Source organism: Vibrio minamisatsumaniensis, from assembly GCF_050337445.1.
Lineage (GTDB): Bacteria > Pseudomonadota > Gammaproteobacteria > Enterobacterales > Vibrionaceae > Vibrio > Vibrio artabrorum.
This window is the reverse complement of the sequence record NZ_JAKJSY010000037.1, coordinates 22,604-42,222: the sequence shown is the minus strand read 5'-3', so window position 1 is coordinate 42,222 and position 19,619 is coordinate 22,604. Positions and strand designations below refer to the sequence as shown.

Below are 19,619 nucleotides of genomic sequence, written 5' to 3'. Positions count from 1 at the left end.
GTTATAGACACATAATTGTCATAAATGAAAATCGACTTTTCCAAAAATGGAATTATTGATATCGATATTTGTCGTTTAGATCACAGAAGTTTAAGCGTAATTTATACCATGTCGAAACGGTTGTGATTTATGTCACTTCGCTTCGTCAGGGGGTATGAAAAATAGCCAATATTTAGCTTTTAAAAACAAGTTAAATGGAGTCTGTTTTTTGTATTAAGTTACACTGCTTAATTGAAGGTTTTTTTATGAGGCTTGATGGGATCACTAGCGACATTCTTGTTGCTGCTAAAACAGTCGTTCTTTGCCAAGTAATATTAGCCATCGGTGTAGTTTTATTTGAAGTGTTTTTTGGTAATAAATTAGATATGGAATCTTCAGTTTTGGGTATCGTCATGGCGATAATTCCACCACTGCTTGGTTTTATATATGCAAGCCTAAAGGTACGGAAAAATCCTAATTATAGCTTGCGCGACTTAATGCAAATGAGTCGTGTAGTTAAAATAATATATACGTTTTTAATGTTTATTTTGGTATTTAAGTTTTTAAAACTTGATAACCCAGTAATATTATATGCGTATATCTTCACTATGGTTGGATACTTCTTGACACCATTTATTACCACTTCTAATAGATCGGAGTACGCGTAGTATGGATCAAATCACTACCGCTCACGAATATATAGAGCATCACTTAACATTTTTAACTTCAGGTGATGGTTTCTGGGCGTTTAACATTGACTCAATGTTGGTATCTTGGATTACAGGCTTACTGTTCATTGGTGCTTTTCGATATGTAGTCACCAAGGGCACAAGCGGTGTTCCAGGTCGCTTCCAATGTTTTATCGAGGTTATCTTTGAGTTTGTTAATAATCTAGTTAAAGAAATTTTTCAAGCGGAGGACAAATTAATTGGACCACTGGCATTAACCACTTTTGTTTGGGTGTTGTTAATGAATGCAGTTGACCTATTACCTATCGATTTAATACCAGTATTGACTCGTTTAATGGGGCTTGGCCACTTTAGAGACCTGCCAACGGCAGACGTAAATATACCAATGTCGATGGCATTGGGTGTGTTTATTCTACTGTTAACCTATACATTTAAAAATAAAGGCTTAAAAGGCTTTATCAAAGAGCTAACGACTCAACCGTTTGACAACCCTCTTTTATACCCTGTTAACTTTATTCTTGAATTAATCACTCTAATTTCAAAACCAATATCACTAGGTTTACGTTTATTCGGCAACATGTATGCGGGTGAAATGATATTCATTCTTATCGCATTAATGCCTTGGTGGATGCAATGGGCACTAAGTGTTCCATGGGCTTTATTCCACATACTAATCGTATTCCTACAAGCATTTATATTTATGGTACTCACCGTTGTTTATCTTGCGATGGCAACAGAAGAACACCACTAATCAATAAAAAAATTTAAAATTTAACCAACAATTATTTATCGGAGATACAAATGGATATCGTAAGCGCAGTTTTATATGTAGCAGGTGCATTACTGATCGGTTTAGGTGCAGCGGGTGCAGCATCTGGTATTGGTAACTTAGCAGGTAAGTACCTTGAAGGCGTTGCGCGTCAACCGGATCTTACTCCAATGCTTCGTACTCAATTCTTCATCATGATGGGTCTTGTTGATGCTGTACCGATGATTGGTGTTGGTATCGGTCTATACATCATCTTCGCCGTAGCTTAATTAAAAAGCTTTTAAAAGATCGATTTGTAAATAATCAAGATTTAGCGAGGAAGGTATGAACTTAAATGCAAGCATGTTCGGTCAAGCAATCTCATTCGTGATTTTTGTTTGGCTATGCATGAAATATGTATGGCCCCCTCTCACCGCGATGTTAGACGAGCGCCAAAAAGAAATCGCTGATGGTTTACGCCACTCAGAGAATGCTGCGAAAGAGCTAGAAATGGCGAAAGCAAATGGCGCACAGCTCATCGATGATGCGAAAAGAAACGTCACTGAACTGATTGAGCAAGGCAAAAAACGCCGCAGCGAAATCATTAGCTTAGCTCAACAAGAAGCTGAGCAAGAAAAGGCACGTATCTTAGAACAAGGTAGAGCTGAGCTAGAAGGCGAACGTCAAAAGATACGCCGTGAACTTCAGGCGAGTATGGCAGACGCTGTAATTGAAAGCGCACAGAAATTGATCAACAAAAACCTCGACTCTGAAACGAACCGAGCGTTAGTTGACCAATTAATAAGCGAACTCTAAACGGAGGCAATATGTCAGATTACACCAGTATTGCTCATCCCTACGCTAAAGCTTCGTTTGACTTTGCTTTAGGTGAAAACAAGTTGCAAGAGTGGCACTCAATGCTGTCAATTCTCGTCGCTGTCACTGAAGAAGAGACTATCGCGAATGAGATTTCCTCAGCAGACGGAGCTCGCACCCAACAAACGGAAGAGCTGGCTGACCTCATCATTAGCATTTGCCAAGGACTTGTTGACGACCACGTCGTAAACCTCATCAAAGTCTTGGCTGAGAATGGCCGTCTTTCCGTTGTAAAAGAGCTGTTTAACTTGTTCAGCGAGCTAAAGGATGAACACGAACGTGTAATTCCTGTCACTGTCACAAGTTCGGAATTGCTTACACAAGATCAAGTTGCATCGCTAACAGTTGCGCTTGAGAAAAAATTAGAGCGTCAGGTTGAACTGGAGCAGGTTATCGATGACACACTGGTTGGTGGGGTCATAATCAAAGCGGGTGAGACCGTCATCGATGGCTCCTTAAATACATCAATTAGCCGATTAGCTAATCAACTTCACGCGAGATAGGTAACAAATATGCAATTAAATTCAAACGAAATTAGCGATTTAATTAAAGAGCGAATCGCGAAATTTAATGTGAGCACCGAGGCTCGCAACGAAGGTACGATAGTATCGGTTCGTGATGGTATCATCACAATTAATGGACTTGCTGACGTAATGCAAGGCGAAATGATCGAGTTACCTGGTGGCAAGTACGCTCTAGCACTTAACCTTGATCAATATTCAGTTGGCGCTGTTGTTATGGGCCCCTACACTGACCTTTCTGAAGGTATGAAAGTAAAAGGTACTGGTCGTATCTTGGAAGTACCAGTAGGTAATGGACTTTTAGGCCGTGTGGTAAACACTCTTGGTGAACCAATTGATGGTAAAGGCAGCATTAGTTTTGACCAACTTGATCCAGTAGAAGTTATTGCACCAGGTGTAATCGAACGTAAGTCAGTGGATCAACCAATTCAAACTGGTTACAAAGCCGTAGATACCATGGTGCCAATCGGTCGTGGTCAGCGTGAGCTTATCATCGGTGACCGTCAGACGGGTAAAACTGCTTTAGCAATCGACGCAATCATCAACCAAAAAGATTCAGGCATCAAATGTGTGTATGTGGCAATTGGCCAAAAAGCATCCACTATTGCGAACGTTGTTCGTAAGCTTGAAGATCACGATGCACTTAAAAACACTATCGTCGTTGTCGCTTCTGCATCAGAATCAGCAGCACTTCAATACCTTGCTCCATATGCAGGTTGTACGATGGGTGAATACTTCCGTGACCGTGGTGAAGACGCGCTGATCATCTACGATGACCTATCAAAACAAGCTGTCGCTTACCGTCAAATCTCATTGCTACTAAAACGTCCACCGGGTCGTGAAGCCTTCCCTGGTGACGTATTCTACCTCCACTCTCGCCTTCTAGAACGTGCGGCAAGAGTAAATGCAGAATATGTTGAGAAGTTCACTAAAGGTGAAGTTAAAGGTCAAACCGGTTCATTAACAGCGCTTCCAATCATTGAAACTCAAGCTGGGGATGTATCAGCGTTTGTACCAACGAACGTAATCTCTATCACCGATGGTCAGGTTTTCCTTCAAACCCAACTATTTAACTCAGGCTTGCGTCCAGCTGTCGACCCAGGTATTTCGGTATCTCGTGTTGGTGGTGCTGCACAATGTAAAATTATTAAGAAATTATCTGGTGGCATCCGTACGTCATTGGCTCAATACCGTGAGTTAGCAGCATTTGCTCAATTTTCTTCTGACTTAGATGAAACAACTCGCAAACAGCTTGACCATGGTGAGCGTGTAACAGAGTTAATGAAACAAAAGCAATACTCCCCTATGTCTGTCGCTGAACAAGCAACGGTTATCTACGCAGTAGAGAAAGGCTATTTAGCAGATGTAGAGTTGAGCAAAATCGCACGTTTTGAGGAAGAGCTTATTGCTTATGCAAAATCTCAAAGCCCAGAATTGTTCGATAAAATCAACGCTAAAGGTGACTACAACGACGAAATTGATGCTGCTCTTGGCGAGCTGTTGACTAACTTTGTCGCGTTGAAAGCTTGGTAAAAGCTCCGGTTTGTTGGCTGGAAATCTAAACAAATAGGAGCAGATAATGGCAAATACTAAAGAAATTCGCACCAAGATAAGTAGTGTTAGTAACACTCAGAAAATCACCAGTGCAATGGAAATGGTTGCGGCAAGTAAGATGCGTAAAGTTCAGGACAATATGGCGTTAACACGTCCATATGCTGAGAACATGCGTAAAGTTATCTCTCATGTCGCATCGGGTTCTCTGGAGTACCAGCACCCTTATCTTCAACAGCGTGAACCAAAGCGTGTTGCATACATCATTATTTCATCCGATCGGGGGTTATGTGGTGGCTTGAACTCAAACTTGTTCAAGAAAGTGTTAGAAGATATGGATCAGTGGCGCGCCAAAGGCGTAGAGGTAGAAACAACCTTAATTGGTTCGAAAGCTATCTCCTTTTTCCAACGCAGCGGTAATGTTATCGCACAAGTGGCTGGCCTTGGTGACACACCTAAACTCGAAGATATCTTAGGCACCGTCAATGCGATGCTAGGTCATTATGATGAAGGTAAGATTGACAGTTTGTATCTCGTTTACAACCAGTTCGTCAACACCATGGTTCAAGAACCAACGACCTTACAATTGCTCCCCCACCCTTCTGATACAGAAGCCGATGGAGAGGCAAGAAAGGCACGTCGTTGGGACTACATCTATGAACAAGCACCACGAGACCTACTCTCAGAACTGTTGCACCGATACGTTGAATCACAAGTGTATCAAGGCATCGTTGAGAGCATCGCCTGTGAACAAGCAGCCCGCATGGTAGCCATGAAAGCCGCTACCGATAACGCAGGTCAACTCATTGATGATTTGCAGTTGGTATACAACAAAGCGCGACAGGCTGCCATTACCCAAGAACTGAGTGAAATAGTCTCAGGAGCCCAGGCGGTGTAGGGTTAAAAATAGAATTTGAGGATTTAAAAATGAGTGTTGGAAAAATAGTTAAAGTTATCGGTGCGGTGGTTGACGTCGAGTTTAGTGGCGATAATAGCCCTCGCGTTTACGATGCATTGAGAGTAACTGGCGACGAAGCAGGTTCGCTGGTATTAGAAGTTCAGCAACAGCTGGGTGGCAGTATCGTTCGTTGTATCGCTATGGGTACGTCAGATGGCTTGCGTCGTGGTCTAACCGTTGAAAATACAGGTTCTCCGATCACCGTTCCTGTGGGCGAAGAGACCCTTGGACGCATCATGAACGTTCTTGGTCAGCCGATTGATGAATGTGGTGAAATCGGCGAAAAAGAAAACTATCAAATTCACCGTGAAGCACCTTCTTATGAAGAGCAAGCAAACAGCACTGAGCTTCTTGAGACAGGCGTTAAGGTTATCGACCTTATTTGTCCGTTCGCAAAAGGTGGTAAAATCGGTCTGTTCGGTGGTGCTGGTGTAGGTAAAACCGTCAACATGATGGAACTTATCAACAACATCGCTAAAGCGCACTCAGGTCTGTCTGTATTTACCGGTGTAGGTGAACGAACTCGTGAAGGTAACGACTTCTACTACGAGATGAAAGAAGCGGGTGTATTAGACAAAGTTGCGATGGTTTACGGTCAAATGAACGAGCCACCAGGAAACCGTCTACGTGTAGCACTTACTGGCCTGACTATGGCAGAGCGTTTCCGTGATGAAGGTCGTGATGTACTATTGTTCATTGATAACATCTACCGTTATACACTTGCGGGAACAGAAGTATCAGCACTGTTAGGTCGTATGCCTTCAGCGGTAGGTTACCAACCAACGCTGGCGGAAGAGATGGGTGTTCTTCAAGAACGTATCACCTCGACTAAACAAGGCTCTATCACTTCTATCCAAGCGGTATACGTACCTGCGGATGACTTGACTGACCCATCACCAGCAACAACGTTTGCCCACTTGGATGCGACCGTTGTACTATCGCGTAACATCGCTGCATTGGGTCTATACCCAGCAATTGACCCATTGGATTCAACATCTCGCCAATTGGACCCTCTTGTTGTTGGTCAAGAGCACTACGACATTGCACAAAAAGTACAAACAACGCTGCAACGCTACAAAGAACTAAAAGACATCATTGCGATTCTTGGTATGGACGAGCTGTCTACTGAAGATAAACAGACTGTATCTCGTGCTCGTAAGATTGAACGTTTCTTAACACAGCCTTATCACGTTGCTGAAGTATTTACTGGTCAGAAAGGTGTATTTGTACCGTTAAGCGAAACTCTATCAGGCTTTAAAGGTCTGTTAAGCGGTCAATATGACGATATCCCAGAGCAAGCATTCTTGTATTGTGGGTCTATCGACGAAGTGCTTAAAAAAGCAAAATCAATCTAAGAGGTAGGGTGCATCATGGCTATCGGAGTTACAGATAATACATTTCAACTTAATATCGTAAGTGCGGAAGGTACACTGTTTTCAGGCCCGGCACATGCCCTAGCCGTTTCTGGAGCTGACGGTGAGCTGGGTATTCGCCCTGGTCACTCTCCACTTCTAAGTAAAATTAAGCCAGGGGTAACCGTGTTTGTTACAGACCCTAAATCAGAGGGAGAAGTGCTGTATATCTCTGGTGGTTTGCTTGAAGTACAACCGGATGTTGTGACGGTTTTAGCGGATACTGCATTGCATGGTAAAGACATTAACCGCGCTCGAGCAGAAGAAGCAAAACGTGCTGCTCTAGAAAATATTAATAAAGGCAATGTTGACGTTAACTTTGCGCAAGCTCAACTTGAACTTGCAAAAGCCATTGCTCAGTTACGTGCTGTAGAACTTACTTCTTCTCGCACTCGTCACTGATAATAAAACGTCAATAGTTATTGATATGTAAATAGTCGACCAACTTAAAACTTATTTAAGTTGGTCGACTACATTTTCTCTGCTTTCGGTGATTCTAAGTCACATCAACACGCCCCGTGTGATCCACTCAAATAAGCGCGCCTCAGCTTCGCCTAACCTAATATCTAAACATATCCCTTATCAGAACATTCTTTTACCCACGCCATAAATGTCCATCAGGACTAGACCTTTATCCAACACTATTTGAACTCTATCCATACACCTCTAACCACAAATACAGTCCCCTCCCCCTTAACGGCTCCACTCACTATCCCACCTAATGTAATGACAAAAAAATTTAGTGACAAAAAAGGCTCACTAAATAGTGAGCCTTTTAAGAGTGGTTGAACACCAAACCGAAGTGAGGTGAAATGTTGCTTAAATCTTAGAAGAATTCAATTGAGTTACGGCCGCTTTTGTCGTCACGAGTGGGCTTTGGCGTATCCGCTTTCTTTTTCGGTTTGTTCTCTTTTTTCTCTTTCTTAGGTTCAGCCTTAGCACTCAACATTTCTGCTGTGCTTTTCTTAGATTCTTTCTTCTTAGAATCCTTTTTAGACTGACCTTTTTTCGCCTTATTATCTTTTTTAGACGCTTCTTTCTTCTTTGGCTTTTCTGATTCTTCTTGTACTGGCTGATCACATACCACTACATAGTACTCTTGGTTGAATTCAAAGAAATCACCATCGTACATTTTACGGCGCTTACGCGTTTCCAGTTCACCATTTACCGCTACGTAGCCTTCAGAGATGATGTGTTTAGCTTCACCGCCACCACTCACTAGGTTAGCAATTTTAAACACTTTGTAGAGCTCAATTGGCTGACTAGAAACATCAATACCAATGGCTTCAATTTCAATCTCTTCGCCTTCTTCACCGATCTCTTGGCCTTCGTAATCAGCGTCTTCGTAATGTTCTTGGTCCATGGTGACCTCTACCTAAATATGTACTTCTGAAATAGTGGCCGCAGTGTAATCGTAAAACGTCAAAATAACCATGTTGAATTCAACAGAACCTCATCAGTTTTAACCACAACCCCTGCATTATAGCGCCCCACCGATATTCGAAAGACTGACGAGTTGCTTGGTGTATTCATGTTGCGGATTACCAAACAAAGTCTCAGTGTCCCCCTTCTCTATAACTTCGCCAGCTTTCATCACTATGGTGTAATGACATAGAGATTTTACGACATTCAAATCATGACTGATAAACAAATAGGTCAGGCCATACTTTTCTTGAAGTGACTTCAGCAAATCCAACACTTGAGCTTGAACGGTTCTGTCGAGTGAAGATGTTGGCTCATCGAGCAAGATAAACTCGGGCTTAAGGATCAAAGCGCGTGCAATCGCGATACGTTGCCTCTGGCCGCCAGAAAACTCATTTGGATAACGGTGACGAGTTTCTGGGGCTAAGTCGACCTCTTTCATTACCTCACAGATGCGTTGATCGAGTTCATTGTCATCCAATTGTTGGTGCACTAACAAACCTTCACCAATCACCTGAGCGACCGACATTCTTGGATTCAATGCTGAGAACGGGTCTTGAAAGACCACTTGCATGCGGCTTCTAAACGGAAGCATCTGTTTGCGGTCTAAACCTTGTAACTGTTCACTCGAGTAGATAATTGACCCTTCACTATCCACCAGCTTAAGTATCGCCATACCGGTCGTCGATTTACCAGAACCACTTTCGCCAACTAAACCGATTGAGTGCCCTTTCTTCAAGGTGAACGCCATATCGGTGACAGCTTTAACATGAGAAATGGTTCGCTTGAATAAACCGCCCGTGATCGGGAACCAAACACGCAGTTGATTTACATCGAGTAGCGGTTTGCTGTCGGGTGATACAGGAACAGGCAGGCCTTTCGGGTCTGAGTTGATAAGCTTTTGCGTGTAAGGATGAGCTGGCGCATTAAACAGGGTATGACAGTCGTTGCTTTCGACTAAGCGACCGTCTTTCATTACTGCAACTCTGTCGGCAATCTTACGAACGATACTTAAATCATGAGTGATGAAAAGCATCGCCATACCCAGCTCTTGCTGCAGGTCTTTAAGAAGGTCGAGGATCTGCGCTTGTACTGACACATCCAGTGCGGTCGTCGGCTCGTCAGCAATAAGCAGCTCTGGTTCGTTGATCAATGCCATTGCGATCATCACACGTTGCCGCTCTCCACCGGATAACTCATGTGGGTAAGCGGAGATCTTTTGCTCTGGGTAGCGAATACCTACCTTTGAAAGCCATTCTATCGCCAAGGCTTGCGCTTTGTTGGTTCGCATTCCTCGGTGAATCGCAAGAGTTTCAACCAGTTGCTTACCAATTCGATGAAGCGGGTTCAGCGACACCATGGGTTCTTGGAAGATCATGCCGATGCGGCCACCACGAATCCCGCGCAATTGCCTTTCAGAACAACTCAGAATATCGGTGCCAGAGAAATTAATCTTACCGTTCAAGTAATGGGCTGAGCCTTTAGGCAGCAGTTTCAATACTGAATTAGCGGTAACCGATTTGCCTGAACCACTCTCTCCGACCAACGCGAGTGTCTCGCCTTTGTATATTTCCAAGGAGACATCGTGTGTCACCGGCTCTATTGAATCTTTTCGTCCAAACCCTACCGACAATTTATCGATGGTTAGAACTGGAGACTTGTCAGAACAATCTGTTGCTGATCTTGAAGTAGGAACTGTATTTGAAGTCATCCCCTATCCTTACTTCTGTTGATGTGGATCGAAGGCATCACGCACCGCTTCACCAACGAAAACCAGTAACGTCAACATCAGTGAAAGCACGACGAAAGCAGAAATGCCAAGCCAAGGCGCTTGCAAGTTCGCTTTACCTTGCGCCAACAGCTCACCTAATGAAGGCGAACCTGCAGGAAGACCAAAGCCTAAGAAATCTAATGAGGTTAATGTGGTGACCGAGCCTGAAAGGATAAACGGCATCATGGTTAATGAAGCCACCATCGCGTTGGGTAGCATGTGACGAAGCATAATGCGTTTGTCGTCAACACCCATCGCTTGCGCGGCACGTACATAATCAAAGTTTCGGCAGCGTAAGAACTCGGCGCGAACAATGCCAACCAGACTCATCCAACTGAACAGCACCATAATTCCGAGCAGCCACCAGAAGCTCGGCTCAATAAAACTCGATAGAATGATCAGCAAGAACAGGGTCGGCATCCCTGACCAAACTTCAATGAAGCGCTGACCAAACAGATCCACCCAACCACCGTAGTAACCTTGGGTCGCCCCAACAACCACACCAATCACGCTCGATACAATCGTCAGAATGAAACCAAACAGAACAGAGATACGAAAGCCATAAATGATGCGAGCTAACACATCGCGCCCTTTATCATCGGTTCCTAACCAGTTTACTGAATCTGGCTCCGATGGTACCGCGCCTGAAATATCGAAGTTTATCGTGTCGTAGCTGAACGGAATAATTGGCCACACCATGTATCCTTTGTCTTCAATGAGTTCGATAACATACGGGTCTTTGTAATCGGCTTCGGTTTCAAACTCGCCACCAAACTCGGTCTCGGCATACTGATTGATAATGGGTACAAACCACTGATTATCATAAGAAACCAAAAGTGGCTTATCGTTGGCAATGATCTCGGCGAACAGGCTCAATCCAAACAGAATAGTAAATATCCAAAGGGAGATAAAACCACGCTTGTTTGCTTTAAAACGTAACCAACGAGCTTCAGCTAAAGGGTTGTTAAACATTGATTATCAATACCTTTTTATTCATTCGCCATTAACGCGCTTCAAAATCAATTCGAGGATCAACCCAGGTATACGTCAGGTCGGAGATAATGCTCAGTACCAAGCCTAGTAAGGTCATGATATAGAGAGAGCTGAACACCACCGGGTAATCTCGCTGAATGGTCGACTCAAAGCCCAGCAGACCGATACCTTCGAGTGAAAACATCACTTCAATCAACATAGAACCTGTGAAGAAAATACTAATAAATGCGCTAGGGAAACCAGCAATAATGATCAACATCGCGTTACGGAAAACGTGCTTGTAGAGAATGCTGCTCTCATCCAAACCTTTCGCGCGCGCGGTCACCACATATTGCTTATTGATTTCATCAAGGAAGGAGTTTTTGGTCAGCATGCTGAGCGTGGCAAAGCCGCCGATGACCATCGCAAAAATAGGCAATGCTAAGTGCCAGAAATAGTCGCCAATTTGCTGATACCAATTGAGCTGGTCGAAGTTACTCGACACGAGTCCACGCAATGGGAACCAACTGAAGTAGTTACCGCTGGCGAACAAAATAATCAGGATAATCGCAAACAAGAACCCCGGAACGGCATAACCAACAATCACCACCGCACTCGACCAAATATCAAAGCGAGATCCGTGATGTATCGCCTTCATGATGCCTAGAGGTATCGAAATCACATAGATGATTAAGGTACTCCATAACCCTAATGAAATGGAAACAGGCAGTCGCTCGATGATCAAATCAATCACGTTACCGCCCTTAAACAGGCTTTCACCGAAGTTAAAGGTCGCGTAATTTTTCAACATATCAAAGTAGCGAACGTGAACCGGCTTATCAAAACCAAACTGCTTTTTGATCTCTGCAACCACTTCAGGATCAAGCCCGCGAGAGCCTTTATAGCCACTGGCAGACGCTTGGTCACTTTCGCTTAAATCAACTTCTTGTCCACCACCAGAAAAGCGCTCCATAATACCGGAATTGTGTCCTTCTAATTGAGCAATGGCCTGCTCTACCGGACCTCCTGGAGCAATCTGGATAATAAAAAAGTTAATGGTGATGATCGCCCACAGTGTAGGGATCACCAACAATAAGCGTCGAAATATGTACGCAGACATGTTAACTCACTCCTAGCGCCGTTTTTCAGGAAGCAAAGCTGCCTTCTCTTCTGAAATCCACCATGTATCGATGCCTAGGTCGTATTTAGGCAATACAGCCGGACGCTCAAACTTGTCCCACATCGCTACGCGGTATTCGCCCACGTGCCACTGCGGGATAGTGTAGAAATTCCACTGCAATACGCGGTCAAGTGAACGGCCGAGTGTTAGAAGCTTATCAGGATGCTGTTGGTTACGCGCAATTTCTTCTGTTAATGCATCCACCACGGGATCCATCACACCCGCTGTATTGTAAGTAGAATCAATGTAGTTTGAGTTCCAAACGATCATTAAGTTCGGGCTAGGATAAGGATTGGCAGCAAACGATGAAGAGACCATATCAAAGTCACGGTCACGAAGACGTTTGATGTACTGAGTGGTATCGACGGTACGGATTTTCATCTCAATCCCCATACGTTTCAAATTCTTTTGCAGCGGTGTTGCAATACGTTCTGTGGTTGGGCTGTAAATCAACAACTCAAATGACATCGGCTTACCGGTCTTTTCGTTGGTCATGACTTTGTTCTTCAGCACCCACCCTGCCTCTTTCAGCAATTTGAATGCTGTGCGCATCTGGCTGCGAATTCGGCCACTGCCATCGGTGACTGAGGGCTGGAATTCTTCGGTGAAAACACGCGCTGGAATTTGGTCTTTGTACTGAGACAACAACGCCACTTCAGCTTCACTCGGTAAGCCTTTCGCTTCATAGTCGGTGTTTTGGAAGTAGCTACGCGTCCGTTTATACTGACTATAGAACATGTTCTTGTTCATCCACTCAAAGTCCATCGCGTAGGTTAGCGCTTCACGCACTTTAGGATCAGAGAACACAGGAGATTGAATGTTGAAGACGAAACCTTGCGTCGTTTCTGGCTTTTCATGGTTGATCTCTTCTTTAACGATATAGCCTTTATCAAAGTTCGCGCCTGTATAAGAGTTAGCCCAGAACTTAGCCGAGTTCTCGATTCGAAGATCAAACTCTCCGGCTTTAAAAGCTTCTAGCATTACCGTATCGTCACGGTAGTAGTCATATTGCACTTGTTTAAAGTTATTGCGACCAACATTAACAGGAAGATCCGCAGCCCAATAGTTTTCATCTAAATCGTAGGTCACACTTTGACCCAATTTATAACTGATGACCTTATAAGGACCACTACCAACGGGGGGTTCACTGAGTGGATCTGAAAGCTTTCTGTCTTTCCAGAAATGTTTCGGTAATACACGTGTGCTTTGCGCAAAGCTGAACATTTTCTCGCGATTTGGACTATTCATTTCAATACGAACCAACAAATCAGAGACTGCTTTTACTGACTTGATATCTTTGTAATACACACGATACTGAGGCACCCCCTCTTTTGAAAATTTATCAAAGGTGAAAGCGACATCGTGCGCGGTGATAGGTTCGCCATCTTGGAATCTAGCGTTCGGGTTGATCTCAATTTCCATCCAAGAGAAGTCACTGGCGTAGCGTATTTTTGAAGCGATCAATGGATAATACGCATCAATCTCGTCACTCGGAGAAAACATCAAGGGATCGTAAAGTTCACCGGAATAGCTGGCTGCAACGCCGCGGGAACCGAATCGATTAAAGCTATCGTAGGTACCTATACTGCCATAGGTCACCTTGCCTTGCTTTGGCGCATCGGGATTAACGTAATCAAAGTGAGTGAAATCGGCTGGGTATTTTGCTTCACCAAAACCCACCAGTTGTGTGGTTTCAATAACGGTGGCAGCAGGCGTGGATTGGGTATCAGAGGCGTAAGTAATCAAAGGCTGCAAAGCAATAAGCGGCAACATGAAGGCACATAACTTCAAATTAAACCTGAAAAACTGAGTGCGTGGCGAGGCTTTGCGTCGGAAAACGGTTCCCATTTGACTCTCCCTTCAAATGTTATGAATTCGATATTCAATTTGATTAATCGGCTCTGAATGCATGCCGTTATATCAAGTATAGGTTCAAATCTAACATCATGTAATAACTAATAAAACCATCGACACGCTAACGCTTCCCACTTATTTACAATTAACTCGACACAGCTCGAAGTCATTAGGTGTTGTTAGCCTTGATGGCTTTAGCGTTGAAAGGATGGGGAATAGCTGAAACTCACTTTGATTTGCTTCAAAGTGAAATTTAGCCTCTAAATAATCAACAAACTATACTTTACTGGAGTATCCTTGCAGCCTAGGTCTAAATGGAATAACACATTGAACAAACCAAACCACATAACTTTCACAACGTTCAACCTTTTGAACTACCTCGAACCACCGAATGCTTATTACGATTTTGAGAACATTTACAGCTTCGAGGAGTGGCAGAAGAAGCAACACTGGATAGCTCAAGCGATTCGTTCATTAGATTGTGATGTGATTGGCTTTCAAGAGATCTTTAGCCCTGAATCTTTACAGCAACTCATGAAAGCGTTGGGCTATCCACACTTTGCGGTCGTCGATAAGGCGCACGTTGAAGATGATTATATGTATACCTCACCGGTTGTGGGTATTGCTTCCCGTTACCCGATTGAAAAGGTGCAACCTGTTACGCCAGATTCGATGTTACTGACAGCCTTCAACCTTGGCGACAATTTCTCATTCAACCGAACACCTGTTCACGCGACGATTACGTTACCCCATTTAGGTACAACCGACTGCTATGTTGTACATTTTAAGTCACAACGTCCGACAGAGCCAAAAGTGGAACTTGTCGATAAGGGTAACGCTCAGCAAGGCGAAAAACCACAAAGTGACACGCTCACCCGCTTCCACCAAGAACAACTTGGCGCTTGGCTATCAAGTGTCCAGCGCGGTCTAGAAGCTCAGATGCTGCATCAATACATCACTCATCAACGTCACCAGACTGATCAACCGGTTGTGTTGATGGGTGACTTTAACAAGCCTCTATTCCACGATGAGTTTAAAGGGCTATTAAGTTACTCAATCAACCGAGACGAAAACAGCAAGCATTGGCTTTCCCACTTCCGCTTAAAAGACAGCTGGGATCTGTACCATCAACTGCATCAAGAAGACTTGCTTCAACAACGTAAACCAACCCATTACTACGGCGCTAATGGATCGGTACTGGACTACATTTTGATGTCGAATGAGTTTGATTGTCGGAACTCATCCAGCTTAATGGAGATCTCTCGCTACACAGTACTCGACCATCACCTCATTAATCCAAGTTTTGAACACGACCAATTCAGTACGGACCATGCTGTTGTTTCTGTCACCGCACATATCCGAGAGACGTAAGATAAAATTAAAGGGCTCAATCACAAGCAACTCATTCAACCTATCAATAATCAGTGACATTGATCAACAAAATGAGCCCAATCGAAACGTTTCGATGATCATTATCACACTCTAAAGCAATCAAACGTGCAAATGATAAATCACACATTATTATCAATATCGAAACGTTTCGATGGCTTTTTCTTGAGCTGTTCTCAACCCATCAAACGTTATTTTTTGATAGGTCGTGATATGAAAAAAAGTACCCTAATAAACTCTGAACTCTCTTACCTAGTGGCGACTCTTGGTCACACAGATGAAATCACGATTTGTGACGCGGGCCTGCCTATTCCAGACCACGTAACTCGTATTGATCTTGCGTTAACTCACGGTGTCCCAAGCTTTCAGCAAACGGTAAAAACCATGCTGGATGAATCTCAAATTGAAGGTGTTGTGATTGCTGAAGAGTTTGCGAAAGTAAGCCCAGAGCACCACGCTGCGCTGATTGATTTAATCAAGACAGAAGAAGCACGTTGTGGCAAATCACTTTCGATTACTTACATCACTCATGAAGAATTCAAACAGCGAACGCATGAAAGCCGCGCAGTGATTCGCACTGGTGAATGCACACCCTACGCAAATGTTATTTTCCAAGCTGGCGTCACGTTTTAAACCTAGTTTAGCGTTTTAACTCAAGCGTAACGGCAGTCCAGCGTCATTGCTGAACAAACACAGAACAACCCAATGTAACTGGCCCCGAGTAAAGGAACCGACATGACTCAAGCCATTTTAGAACTTAGCTCAATTGAGAAAGCCTTCCCTGGTGTGAAAGCACTGGATAAGGCAAGCCTCAACGTTTATCCAGGACGCGTAATGGCGTTAATGGGTGAAAACGGTGCAGGTAAATCAACGCTCATGAAAGTGCTTACGGGTATCTATCACTTGGACGGCGGCACGATCGCCTACCAAGGAAAGCCTGCTGCATTTAAAGGGCCGCGTGATTCTCAACAAGCAGGCATTAGTATTATTCACCAAGAACTGAATCTAATTCCTGAGTTGACCATCGCCGAGAACATCTTCTTAGGTCGTGAAATCACGAGCACTATGGGTCGCATCTTGTGGAACGAGATGTACCAAGAAGCCGACAAGCTACTTAAACGCCTTAACGTGAAACACAGCTCAAAAACACCTTTAGGTCAGTTGAGCCTTGGTGAGCAGCAAATGGTAGAGATCGCGAAAGCCCTATCGTTTGAATCTAAAGTCATCATCATGGATGAACCAACCGATGCGCTCACCGATACCGAAACTGAATCTCTGTTTAAGGTGATTAACGAACTGCGCGATGAAGGCTGTGGCATTGTTTACATTTCTCACCGTTTGAAAGAGATCTTCGAGATTTGTGATGACATTACCGTGCTGCGTGACGGTAAGTTCATTGGTCAGTGTGAAGTAAAGGACACCGACGAAGATGGCCTAATCGAAATGATGGTTGGCCGTAAGCTAGACGAACAATATCCACGTATCGGCCAGAGCCACGGTGAAACTTGTCTTGAAGTGATTGGCCTGACGGGTTCTGGTGTTCACGATGTGAGCTTTACGCTAAAACGCGGTGAAATTTTGGGTGTTTCGGGCTTAATGGGTGCAGGTCGTACTGAACTGATGAAAGTGATTTACGGTGCCCTTCCAAGTGAACGCGGTGTCATCAACCTAGAAAACAAAACCATCAACCCTGTCAGCCCGAGAGACGGCTTGGCCAATGGCATTGCTTACATCTCTGAAGACCGTAAAGGTGATGGCTTAGTTCTAGGGCTTTCTGTTAAAGAAAACATGTCGTTATGTTCGCTTGACCTACTGACAAAAAGCGGTCAAATCCAACATAAAGACGAAGTGATTGCGGTTGATGACTTCATCAAACTGTTCAACATCAAAACCCCGACTCGCGAACAAATTATTGGCAACCTTTCTGGTGGTAACCAACAGAAAGTGGCTATCGCTAAGGGCTTAATGACCAAACCAAAAGTACTGATTCTCGACGAGCCAACGCGCGGTGTCGATGTCGGTGCGAAGAAAGAGATTTACCAACTCATAAATAAATTTAAAGCCGACGGCATGAGCATCATCTTAGTCTCATCTGAAATGCCAGAAGTATTAGGAATGAGTGACCGCATCATGGTGATGCATGAAGGCCGTGTAAGCGGTGAATTTGATGCTAAAGAAGCAAACCAAGAATTATTACTGGCGTGTGCGGTCGGTAAAAAGATCAACGAGGACGCAGCATGAGTACTAAAACCATGAGCAAAACAACTGAAGATCCAAAGAAAAAACCGTTAATCAGCAAAGAGTGGCTGATTGATCAAAAGTCATTAATTGCTTTGATCTTCTTGATTGTTGTCGTTTCTTTCTTAAACCCGAATTTCTTTACCGTCGACAACATCCTAAACATTCTGCGCCAAACCTCGGTTAACGCCATTATCGCTGTAGGTATGACGCTGGTTATCTTAACCGCGGGTATCGACTTGAGTGTTGGCTCTGTACTGGCACTGTGTGGGGCATTCGCAGCCAGCATGATTGGTATGGAAATCCCTGTCATGATAGCGGTGCCAACCGCTCTTGTAGCCGGTGCAGCATTAGGTGCTATCAGTGGTGTGATTATCGCCAAGGGTAAGGTTCAAGCCTTCATCGCAACGCTTGTAACTATGACTCTATTGCGCGGCGTGACCATGGTTTACACCGACGGTCGTCCTATCTCTACTGGCTTCACAGACACAGCAGACGCATTCGCTTGGTTCGGTACAGGCTACGCAATGGGCGTTCCAGTTCCAGTATGGATCATGGTCGTGGTATTCGCAGCGGTATGGTACCTGCTTAACCACACACGCTTTGGCCGTTACGTTTACGCTCTGGGTGGCAACGAATCAGCCACTCGCCTATCAGGCATCGACGTAGACAAAGTAAAAATCGGCGTTTATGCAATCTGTGGTCTGTTAGCCGCGGTTGCCGGCATCATCGTCGCATCTCGCTTGTCATCAGCTCAACCAACTGCAGGTATGGGTTATGAGCTAGACGCTATCGCCGCAGTAGTACTGGGTGGCACAAGCTTAGCCGGCGGTCGTGGTCGCATTATGGGCACATTGATTGGTGCATTGATTATCGGCTTCCTAAACAACGCCCTAAACCTATTAGACGTATCTTCTTACTACCAGATGATTGCAAAAGCAGTGGTTATTCTTCTGGCGGTATTGGTCGATAACAAAAACAAATAAAACCTATTCACACTCTAGGTTAATACAAGTAACACCCTAGTTTAATAAAAGTAACAGTTTGTTTTACCTTAAAATATTAGAATCTATAAATAATGTAACTACGATCTAGGACTCACCTTCTAGCTCACCCTACACAAAGGACTTACACCATGAAAAAATTAGCGACTCTTATTTCTGCTGCTCTTCTTTCTACAACGGTATCTGTGTCTGCACAGGCGCAAGATACAATGGCCATCGTTCTGTCTACATTGAACAACCCATTCTTCGTAACCATGAAAGATGGCGCAGAAGCGAAAGCAGAAGAGCTAGGCTACAAACTTATCGTTCTTGATTCTCAAAACGACCCAAGCAAAGAGCTGTCGAACATTGAAGATCTAACCATTCGCGGTGTTAAAGCAATCCTAATTAACCCAACGGATTCAGACGCCGTATCTAACGCAATTCGCATGGCTAACCGCTCAAACATTCCAGTCCTCACGCTAGACCGTGGTGCAAGCCGTGGTGACGTAGTGAGCCACATCGCGTCTGATAACGTAATCGGTGGTGAAATGGCTGGCCACTTCATCATGGAAAAAGTGGGCGAAAAAGCGAAAGTAATCCAGCTTGAAGGTATCGCTGGGACTTCTGCCGCTCGTGAACGTGGTGAAGGCTTCATGAACGCAGTAAACGGCAGCGATCTTGAACTCCTAGCAAGCCAACCCGCTGATTTCGACCGAACTAAAGGTCTAAACGTAATGGAAAACTTGCTTGCCGCTAACCCAGATGTACAAGCAGTATTCGCGCAAAACGATGAAATGGCACTCGGTGCACTTCGCGCCGTTCAAGCCTCAGGCAAGAAGGTAATGATCGTTGGCTTTGATGGCACTGAAGACGGCATCGCGGCGGTTAACCGAGGCCTACTGGGCGCAACGGTTGCACAACAGCCTGACCTAATCGGTTCTCTAGGTATCGAAATAGCAGACAAAGTACTAAAAGGCGAAACCGTAGACAAGTACGTACCCGTACCTCTAAAAATCATTGCTAAATAAGCTTGTTTATTACTGAGTAATCCTGTTTAGCGCTGAAATCTAATT

At 44.2% G+C, this 19,619-nt stretch carries 19 protein-coding genes; 14 read left to right on the top strand and 5 right to left on the bottom strand.

From position 1 onward, the window contains the following. Positions 1 to 245 precede the first annotated feature (245 nt). The 9 genes from L4B77_RS10040 to L4B77_RS10000 are packed head-to-tail and all read left to right on the top strand — an operon-like array spanning position 246 to position 7,136. Positions 246 to 647 carry an ATP synthase subunit I gene (locus L4B77_RS10040; protein WP_261839872.1) on the top strand — a complete coding sequence of 134 codons (402 nt, stop codon included), beginning with the start codon at positions 246 to 248 and terminating at the stop codon, positions 645 to 647. A 1-nt stretch (position 648) separates the two neighbouring features. Further along, a complete protein-coding gene (atpB, locus tag L4B77_RS10035; protein WP_261839871.1) occupies positions 649 to 1,419 on the top strand; it encodes a F0F1 ATP synthase subunit A in 771 nt (256 codons plus the stop codon). A gap of 50 nt (positions 1,420 to 1,469) precedes the next feature. Next, on the top strand, positions 1,470 to 1,706 hold the full coding sequence (gene atpE, locus L4B77_RS10030; RefSeq protein WP_004730405.1) for a F0F1 ATP synthase subunit C: 237 nt from the start codon (positions 1,470 to 1,472) through the stop codon (positions 1,704 to 1,706). Positions 1,707 to 1,761: 55 nt separating this feature from the next. Beyond that, positions 1,762 to 2,232: a F0F1 ATP synthase subunit B gene (locus tag L4B77_RS10025; RefSeq protein ID WP_261839870.1), complete on the top strand. Its 471-nt coding sequence runs from the start codon at positions 1,762 to 1,764 to the stop codon at positions 2,230 to 2,232. Positions 2,233 to 2,243: 11 nt separating this feature from the next. Further along, positions 2,244 to 2,795, top strand: a complete 552-nt coding sequence (locus L4B77_RS10020; protein ID WP_261839869.1) for a F0F1 ATP synthase subunit delta — start codon at positions 2,244 to 2,246, stop codon at positions 2,793 to 2,795. 9 nt (positions 2,796 to 2,804) lie between these two features. Next, positions 2,805 to 4,346, top strand: a complete 1,542-nt coding sequence (gene atpA / locus L4B77_RS10015; RefSeq protein WP_261839868.1) for a F0F1 ATP synthase subunit alpha — start codon at positions 2,805 to 2,807, stop codon at positions 4,344 to 4,346. A gap of 46 nt (positions 4,347 to 4,392) precedes the next feature. Next, the gene (atpG, locus tag L4B77_RS10010; protein ID WP_372039565.1) at positions 4,393 to 5,262 is read left to right on the top strand and encodes a F0F1 ATP synthase subunit gamma; all 870 of its coding nucleotides are present in this window, start codon (positions 4,393 to 4,395) and stop codon (positions 5,260 to 5,262) included. Positions 5,263 to 5,291: 29 nt separating this feature from the next. After that, the gene (gene atpD, locus L4B77_RS10005; protein WP_261839866.1) at positions 5,292 to 6,677 is read left to right on the top strand and encodes a F0F1 ATP synthase subunit beta; all 1,386 of its coding nucleotides are present in this window, start codon (positions 5,292 to 5,294) and stop codon (positions 6,675 to 6,677) included. 15 nt (positions 6,678 to 6,692) lie between these two features. Then, the gene (locus L4B77_RS10000) at positions 6,693 to 7,136 is read left to right on the top strand and encodes a F0F1 ATP synthase subunit epsilon (RefSeq protein WP_261839865.1); all 444 of its coding nucleotides are present in this window, start codon (positions 6,693 to 6,695) and stop codon (positions 7,134 to 7,136) included. A 424-nt stretch (positions 7,137 to 7,560) separates the two neighbouring features. Here the strand turns inward: L4B77_RS10000 and L4B77_RS09995 are convergent, their stop codons facing one another. The 5 genes from L4B77_RS09995 to L4B77_RS09975 all read right to left on the bottom strand — a co-directional run bounded on the left by L4B77_RS09995 (position 7,561) and on the right by L4B77_RS09975 (position 13,927). Further along, the gene (locus L4B77_RS09995; protein ID WP_429750185.1) at positions 7,561 to 8,097 is read right to left on the bottom strand and encodes an RNA-binding S4 domain-containing protein; all 537 of its coding nucleotides are present in this window, start codon (positions 8,095 to 8,097) and stop codon (positions 7,561 to 7,563) included. Positions 8,098 to 8,214: 117 nt separating this feature from the next. Continuing rightward, positions 8,215 to 9,867, bottom strand: a complete 1,653-nt coding sequence (gene yejF, locus L4B77_RS09990; protein WP_429750183.1) for a microcin C ABC transporter ATP-binding protein YejF — start codon at positions 9,865 to 9,867, stop codon at positions 8,215 to 8,217. A 9-nt stretch (positions 9,868 to 9,876) separates the two neighbouring features. Beyond that, positions 9,877 to 10,899: an ABC transporter permease gene (locus tag L4B77_RS09985; protein WP_429750181.1), complete on the bottom strand. Its 1,023-nt coding sequence runs from the start codon at positions 10,897 to 10,899 to the stop codon at positions 9,877 to 9,879. A 31-nt stretch (positions 10,900 to 10,930) separates the two neighbouring features. Continuing rightward, positions 10,931 to 12,019: a microcin C ABC transporter permease YejB gene (locus L4B77_RS09980; RefSeq protein ID WP_429750179.1), complete on the bottom strand. Its 1,089-nt coding sequence runs from the start codon at positions 12,017 to 12,019 to the stop codon at positions 10,931 to 10,933. Positions 12,020 to 12,031: 12 nt separating this feature from the next. After that, the gene (locus L4B77_RS09975) at positions 12,032 to 13,927 is read right to left on the bottom strand and encodes an extracellular solute-binding protein (protein ID WP_429750177.1); all 1,896 of its coding nucleotides are present in this window, start codon (positions 13,925 to 13,927) and stop codon (positions 12,032 to 12,034) included. Between the two features lie 333 nt (positions 13,928 to 14,260). On the opposite strand from L4B77_RS09975, the gene L4B77_RS09970 reads away from it, so the two are divergent. From L4B77_RS09970 to rbsB, 5 genes are all read left to right on the top strand, one after another. Continuing rightward, positions 14,261 to 15,304, top strand: a complete 1,044-nt coding sequence (locus tag L4B77_RS09970) for an endonuclease/exonuclease/phosphatase family protein (protein ID WP_429750175.1) — start codon at positions 14,261 to 14,263, stop codon at positions 15,302 to 15,304. Between the two features lie 231 nt (positions 15,305 to 15,535). Continuing rightward, positions 15,536 to 15,955, top strand: a complete 420-nt coding sequence (rbsD, locus tag L4B77_RS09965) for a D-ribose pyranase (RefSeq protein ID WP_017060853.1) — start codon at positions 15,536 to 15,538, stop codon at positions 15,953 to 15,955. Positions 15,956 to 16,057: 102 nt separating this feature from the next. Then, positions 16,058 to 17,563 carry a ribose ABC transporter ATP-binding protein RbsA gene (gene rbsA, locus L4B77_RS09960; RefSeq protein WP_261839857.1) on the top strand — a complete coding sequence of 502 codons (1,506 nt, stop codon included), beginning with the start codon at positions 16,058 to 16,060 and terminating at the stop codon, positions 17,561 to 17,563. Beyond that, positions 17,560 to 18,546 (top strand): ribose ABC transporter permease, encoded by a 987-nt coding sequence (gene rbsC, locus L4B77_RS09955; protein WP_429750172.1) that lies wholly within the window; start codon positions 17,560 to 17,562, stop codon positions 18,544 to 18,546. The genes rbsA and rbsC overlap by 4 nt, the downstream gene beginning before the upstream one ends. 149 nt (positions 18,547 to 18,695) lie before the next feature. Beyond that, on the top strand, positions 18,696 to 19,574 hold the full coding sequence (rbsB, locus tag L4B77_RS09950; protein ID WP_261839856.1) for a ribose ABC transporter substrate-binding protein RbsB: 879 nt from the start codon (positions 18,696 to 18,698) through the stop codon (positions 19,572 to 19,574). The last annotated feature ends 45 nt before the right edge of the window (positions 19,575 to 19,619 follow it).

Bases quoted from the DNA above. Each gene is read 5' to 3' on its own strand.
- L4B77_RS10040 (WP_261839872.1), top strand. From the start codon at position 246: ATGAGGCTTGATGGGATCACTAGCGACATTCTTGTTGCTGCTAAAACA.
- atpB (WP_261839871.1), top strand. From the start codon at position 649: ATGGATCAAATCACTACCGCTCACGAATATATAGAGCATCACTTAACA.
- atpE (WP_004730405.1), top strand. From the start codon at position 1,470: ATGGATATCGTAAGCGCAGTTTTATATGTAGCAGGTGCATTACTGATC.
- L4B77_RS10025 (WP_261839870.1), top strand. From the start codon at position 1,762: ATGAACTTAAATGCAAGCATGTTCGGTCAAGCAATCTCATTCGTGATT.
- L4B77_RS10020 (WP_261839869.1), top strand. From the start codon at position 2,244: ATGTCAGATTACACCAGTATTGCTCATCCCTACGCTAAAGCTTCGTTT.
- atpA (WP_261839868.1), top strand. From the start codon at position 2,805: ATGCAATTAAATTCAAACGAAATTAGCGATTTAATTAAAGAGCGAATC.
- atpG (WP_372039565.1), top strand. From the start codon at position 4,393: ATGGCAAATACTAAAGAAATTCGCACCAAGATAAGTAGTGTTAGTAAC.
- atpD (WP_261839866.1), top strand. From the start codon at position 5,292: ATGAGTGTTGGAAAAATAGTTAAAGTTATCGGTGCGGTGGTTGACGTC.
- L4B77_RS10000 (WP_261839865.1), top strand. From the start codon at position 6,693: ATGGCTATCGGAGTTACAGATAATACATTTCAACTTAATATCGTAAGT.
- L4B77_RS09995 (WP_429750185.1), bottom strand. From the start codon at position 8,097: ATGGACCAAGAACATTACGAAGACGCTGATTACGAAGGCCAAGAGATC.
- yejF (WP_429750183.1), bottom strand. From the start codon at position 9,867: ATGACTTCAAATACAGTTCCTACTTCAAGATCAGCAACAGATTGTTCT.
- L4B77_RS09985 (WP_429750181.1), bottom strand. From the start codon at position 10,899: ATGTTTAACAACCCTTTAGCTGAAGCTCGTTGGTTACGTTTTAAAGCA.
- L4B77_RS09980 (WP_429750179.1), bottom strand. From the start codon at position 12,019: ATGTCTGCGTACATATTTCGACGCTTATTGTTGGTGATCCCTACACTG.
- L4B77_RS09975 (WP_429750177.1), bottom strand. From the start codon at position 13,927: ATGGGAACCGTTTTCCGACGCAAAGCCTCGCCACGCACTCAGTTTTTC.
- rbsD (WP_017060853.1), top strand. From the start codon at position 15,536: ATGAAAAAAAGTACCCTAATAAACTCTGAACTCTCTTACCTAGTGGCG.
- rbsA (WP_261839857.1), top strand. From the start codon at position 16,058: ATGACTCAAGCCATTTTAGAACTTAGCTCAATTGAGAAAGCCTTCCCT.
- rbsC (WP_429750172.1), top strand. From the start codon at position 17,560: ATGAGTACTAAAACCATGAGCAAAACAACTGAAGATCCAAAGAAAAAA.
- rbsB (WP_261839856.1), top strand. From the start codon at position 18,696: ATGAAAAAATTAGCGACTCTTATTTCTGCTGCTCTTCTTTCTACAACG.